General features: G+C 67.8%; 5 protein-coding genes and 2 tRNA genes. 3 read left to right on the top strand and 4 right to left on the bottom strand.

Annotated elements, in window-relative coordinates:
* Positions 1-2: 2 nt before the first annotated feature.
* Positions 3-90 (bottom strand) — tRNA-Ser (locus tag RMO85_RS05980).
* Between the two features lie 45 nt (positions 91-135).
* Positions 136-510: a hypothetical protein gene (locus tag RMO85_RS05975; RefSeq protein WP_310527407.1), complete on the bottom strand. Its 375-nt coding sequence runs from the start codon at positions 508-510 to the stop codon at positions 136-138.
* 116 nt (positions 511-626) lie between these two features.
* On the opposite strand from RMO85_RS05975, the gene RMO85_RS05970 reads away from it, so the two are divergent.
* The 3 genes from RMO85_RS05970 (at position 627) to RMO85_RS05960 (ending at position 1,608) form a co-directional block, all read left to right on the top strand.
* Entirely contained in the window at positions 627-1,076 is a 450-nt protein-coding gene (locus RMO85_RS05970) for a hypothetical protein (RefSeq protein WP_310527404.1), read from the top strand.
* 93 nt (positions 1,077-1,169) lie between these two features.
* Positions 1,170-1,260: transfer RNA gene (locus tag RMO85_RS05965), tRNA-Ser, on the top strand.
* A gap of 165 nt (positions 1,261-1,425) precedes the next feature.
* Entirely contained in the window at positions 1,426-1,608 is a 183-nt protein-coding gene (locus RMO85_RS05960; protein ID WP_310527400.1) for a hypothetical protein, read from the top strand.
* Positions 1,609-1,618: 10 nt separating this feature from the next.
* On the opposite strand, the gene RMO85_RS05955 is transcribed toward RMO85_RS05960, so the two are convergent.
* A complete protein-coding gene (locus RMO85_RS05955; RefSeq protein WP_310527398.1) occupies positions 1,619-2,659 on the bottom strand; it encodes a LuxR family transcriptional regulator in 1,041 nt (346 codons plus the stop codon).
* A gap of 107 nt (positions 2,660-2,766) precedes the next feature.
* A partial coding sequence (locus RMO85_RS05950) for a phosphoenolpyruvate carboxykinase (GTP) (protein WP_310527395.1) occupies positions 2,767-4,510 on the bottom strand: 1,744 nt, incomplete at its 5' end.

The following is a 4,510-nucleotide window of genomic DNA, read 5'->3' as shown; positions in this document are numbered from 1 at the left end:
CTTGGCAGAGGGGGCGGGATTCGAACCCGCGGTAGGTCTCCCTACGACCGCTTTCAAGGCGGTTCCGATCGGCCGCTCCGGCACCCCTCCTCGCGCCACCCGAAGGCGGCACCGGAGCATTCTAGGAGACGGCATTCACTCCGAGCCGCCGAGTTCGAGTTCGACGTCGTCGTAGGCCAGGTCGCGCAACCGCTGCAGGTGGTGGTTGATGTCGGTGAGCAGGCGCAGGCCCTGGACGCGGACGTCGTCCAGGTCGTGGCTCTCGAGGACCTCCGGGCCGAGCTCGCCGATGCGGGCCAGCAGTGCTCGACGCTCACGCAGCGCCGTACCGCGCCGAGCGCTCAGCCAGGCGTCGTCGGGGTGCTCCGACTCGCGCATGAGCACGTCGCGCACGCCGGTCATGCGCTGCCGGACGGTCCAACGCCAATTGCCGGTGGCCACTCCGCCGACCTCTCGCGGCGCATCGAGGGCGCGGTGCAAGTCTGACAACGCGGCGGTGGCACTCGTCATCGCAGCCTCCCGAACTGGTCCCGTGACGGGGGGATCATCATGAGTGTGACCTGCGCCACTCGCGGGGACAAGGGCTGGATTGGCACAACATCGGCTCGGGTGTGTTCAATCGCCTGGTGCCGTCCGAATACCGAGTTGCTCCGAGCGTCGCCGCCCGCCTGGTGGGCGTGCTGCTGGTCGCGATCTCGGTGCTGGTGTTCGTCACCACCGGACTGGTCGCCTTCCTCGACCTGAACACGGCGATCCTGTTGATCCCCGCCCTGATCGGGCTCGCCGCCCTGACCGCCGCCGCGGTCGCGCTCAACCGCCGCGGCTGGGTCGTGCGGTTCACCGACGACGGCTATCAGGTCCAGTGGGTCCGCGGCGTGGGAGTGGCCGCCGCCCGGTGGAAGGACGTGGAGGACGCCATCACCACGACCTCGGCCAGCTCCCCGGTCGTCGTGCTCCGCTTGCGCACGGGGCAGACGACGACGATTCCGGTGGAGCTGCTGGCCGGTGATCGCGAGGAGTTCGTGCGCGACCTACAGCGTCATCTCCAGCACGGTCAGGGCCTACGACCGCTCTGAACTGCCCTCACCCGGGCGGAGTCGGGTGCGATTCGGCAAAGGCTCGAGGTGACTAGTAACCTCATGCCTGCTCTGGCCGTGAGGTCCGGGCATGGAGGCGTCGCCTAGTCCGGTCTATGGCGCCCGCCTGCTAAGCGGGTTTGGGGCTACAACCCCATCGAGGGTTCAAATCCCTCCGCCTCCGCCCATCTCTGGCCTCCCACCGGGAGGCCAGAGTGCATTTTCTTGCACGTTGCGAGATGCTGCAATGCAGAGACTCGCAGCCGCGTTCGTGATACCCGATCGCCTTGAGTGATCGACAATGAGGCCTAGTCTCGGACCGAGCTGACAGACAAGAGGGATGAACTTCATGAACTCCGGACGTCGCATTGCAGCCGCGGTTCTCACCGCGGCCCTGTCCTTGGGGGCCATTGGATTCACCGCCGGTCCCGCCGAGGCCTACAAGGACACCACCTGGCCGTCCCTGGCCGACACCACGTGGCCGACGGTGGTCGTCACCCCGTCCGACACCACGTGGCCCACCGGCGGCTGAGCAACGACCCTCAGGCGCTCTCACCGGACTGCTCGATGTCCCCCCGGTCACTGGCCGGAGGGACATCGCGTCCGGTCACTCCCCGGCGCCCCATCTCGTAGCCCAGCTGGAAACGCGACTCGACCTCGAACTCCTGCTTGAGCTCGGAGACGTAGGCGGCATAGGTGCGCGGGCTGACGCCGAGACGCTTGGCGCCCACCGGGTCCGCGTGTCCGCCGATCAGCATCCGGATCGTCATCGCCCGTTGCTCGGCCTCGATGGCGCGCACGAGCGAGGTGTCACGGTTGGTGAAGGGCCTGGCCCGTTCCCACGACCGCTCGAAGATGTCGACGAGATAGGCAACGAGCGAGGGTTCGCGTACGGCGAGCGCCACTGATTCACCCGGCCCGCCGTGACCCGGGACGATCGCGATCCGCCGGTCGACGACGATCAGCCGGTTGAAGAACTCGTCGAGGGTGCGAACCTGCGCGCCCTCGGCGGTGACGGCTGCGACGTACTTGTTGGTCGCGACCTGGCGCCTGGCGGAGTGCTGGTAGAGGGTGCGCATCGTGACCCCGCGGCGCAGCGCACCGACCTCGCGCTCGATCGCGTCGGGAAGCTGCTCGATGGCGCGGCCCGTCTGCGGCTGCGCGGTCAGGAGCTCCTCGGAGGCATCCGCCACGACCGAGGTGATGTAGGGCGCGATCGCCTCACCGCGGAGCTCAGCGAACGGACCGCGCAGCGCCTCGGGGGAGCGTCGCCACGCGTGGGACAGGCCCTGGAAGGCCTTGGCCCACCGGGCCGACTCGCTGATCAGCTCGGCGCCCTGCTGGCCCAGCGGCGAGACCACCCGGGACTGCACGATCGACGGGTCGACGGCCACCCAGCGGTCTGCTGCCTTGTCGAAGGTGACCAGGCCGATCTCCTTGAGCAGCGCGAACGCCTCGTCGGCGTCGCCGCCTTCCTCGATGCGCGCATCACCCGCAGGCACGCCGGCTGAGCCGACCAGTTCCTCGTAGAGATCGGAAGCGGCCGTTTCGAAGACGGAACGCTCATCAGGGCCGTAATTCACGCCTACCACCACCTCCCAGTCATGTGACCGGCCGATCTTTCCACAAGACCGCCTCCGGCCCGTCGGGATCGATCATCCTGACGGGCCGGAGAGGTGGAAGCGCAGGATCAGGCGCCGAGGCGTTCCTTGAGCACATCGAGCTCGGTCCACAGCACGGCCGGCAGGTCGTCGCCGAACTTCTCGAACCACTCGGTGATCTGCGGGATCTCGGCCTTCCACTCCTCGACGTCGACCGCCAGGGCGGCCTCGATGGCCTCCGGGGTCATGTCGAGGCCGTCGATGTCGAGCGAGCCCGGCGCCGGCACGTGGCCGATGGGGGTCTCGACCGCGGCCGCGGTGCCTTCGAGACGCTCGATGACCCACTTGAGGACGCGGCTGTTCTCGCCGAACCCGGGCCACAGGAAGTCGCCGTCGTCGGCACGACGGAACCAGTTGACATAGAAGATCTTGGGCATCTTCGACTCGTCGTTGTCCTTGCCCATGTTGATCCAGTGGCCGAAGTAGTCGCCGGCGTTGTAGCCGATGAACGGCAGCATCGCCATCGGGTCGCGACGCACGACGCCCACGGCGCCGACGGCCGCAGCGGTCGTCTCGGAGGAGAGCGTGGCGCCCATGAACGTGCCGTGGGTCCAGTCGCGCGCCTCGGTCACGAGCGGGATGGTCGTCTTGCGACGGCCGCCGAACAGGATCGCGTCGATCGGTACGCCGCGCGGGTCGTCGTACTCCGCAGCGAGCATGTCGCACTGCTTGATCGGGGTGCAGTAGCGGCTGTTGGCGTGGCTCGACAGCTCGTCGCTGTCCGGGGTCCAGGGCTCGCCCTTCCAGGACGTGGCCTTGGCCGGGGTGTTCTCCAGGCCCTCCCACCACACGTCACCGTTCTCGGTGAGCGCGACGTTGGTGAAGACCGAGTTGCCCTTGTTGATGGTCGCCATGGCATTCGGGTTGGTGTGCTCGTTGGTGCCGGGTGCGACCCCGAAGAAGCCGAACTCCGGGTTGACGGCCCACAGGCGACCGTCCTCACCGATGCGCATCCACGCGATGTCGTCGCCGATCGCCTCGACCTTCCAGCCCGGGATGGTGGGCTTGAGCATGGCGAGGTTGGTCTTGCCGCACGCGCTCGGGAAGGCCGCGGCGATGTACTTGGTGACTCCCGCCGGGGAGGTGAGCTTGAGGATGAGCATGTGCTCGGCCATCCAGCCCTCGTCGCGCGCCATGACGCTGGCGATGCGCAGCGCGTAGCACTTCTTGCCGAGCAGCGCGTTGCCGCCGTACCCGGAACCGAAGCTCCAGATCATCCGCTCCTCGGGGAACTGGACGATGTACTTGGTGTCGTTGCACGGCCAGGACACGTCCGGCTCACCCTCGGCGAGCGGCTTGCCGACGGAGTGGAGGGCCGGGACCCACTGCACGTCCTCGCCGATCTCCTCGATCCTGCGCAGCACGTCGGCGCCCATCCGGGCCATCACCCGCATCGACACGGTGACGTAGGCGGAGTCGGTGAGCTCCACGCCGAACATCGGCTTCTCGGCCTCGAGGTGACCCATGACGAAGGGAATGACGTACATCGTGCGGCCCTGCATGCAGCCGGCGTACAGCCCGCGCATGAGGTCCTTCATCTCGTCGGGGTCCATCCAGTTGTTGGTGGGCCCGGCATCCTTCTCGTCGACCGAGCAGATGTAGGTGCGGTCCTCGACGCGCGCGACATCGATCGGGTCGGAGGCGGCGTAGTAGGAGTTGGGCTTCTTTGTCTCGTCGAGCTTGATGAACGTGCCAGTGGCGACCAGGGCGTCGGTGAGCTGGACCCACTCGTCGTCGGAGCCGGTGCACCAGTGGATGCTGTCGGGCTGGGTG

Origin of the sequence: Nocardioides sp., assembly GCF_031422975.1 — a bacterium.
In the GTDB taxonomy this organism is placed as follows: domain Bacteria; phylum Actinomycetota; class Actinomycetes; order Propionibacteriales; family Nocardioidaceae; genus Nocardioides.
The sequence above is the reverse complement of the archived record's forward strand: the minus strand, read 5'-3'. Positions and strand labels throughout refer to the sequence as shown.

Excerpts from the sequence above, each read along its gene's own strand:
- RMO85_RS05975 (WP_310527407.1), bottom strand. The coding sequence starts at position 510 with ATGACGAGTGCCACCGCCGCGTTGTCAGACTTGCACCGCGCCCTCGAT.
- RMO85_RS05960 (WP_310527400.1), top strand. The coding sequence starts at position 1,426 with ATGAACTCCGGACGTCGCATTGCAGCCGCGGTTCTCACCGCGGCCCTG.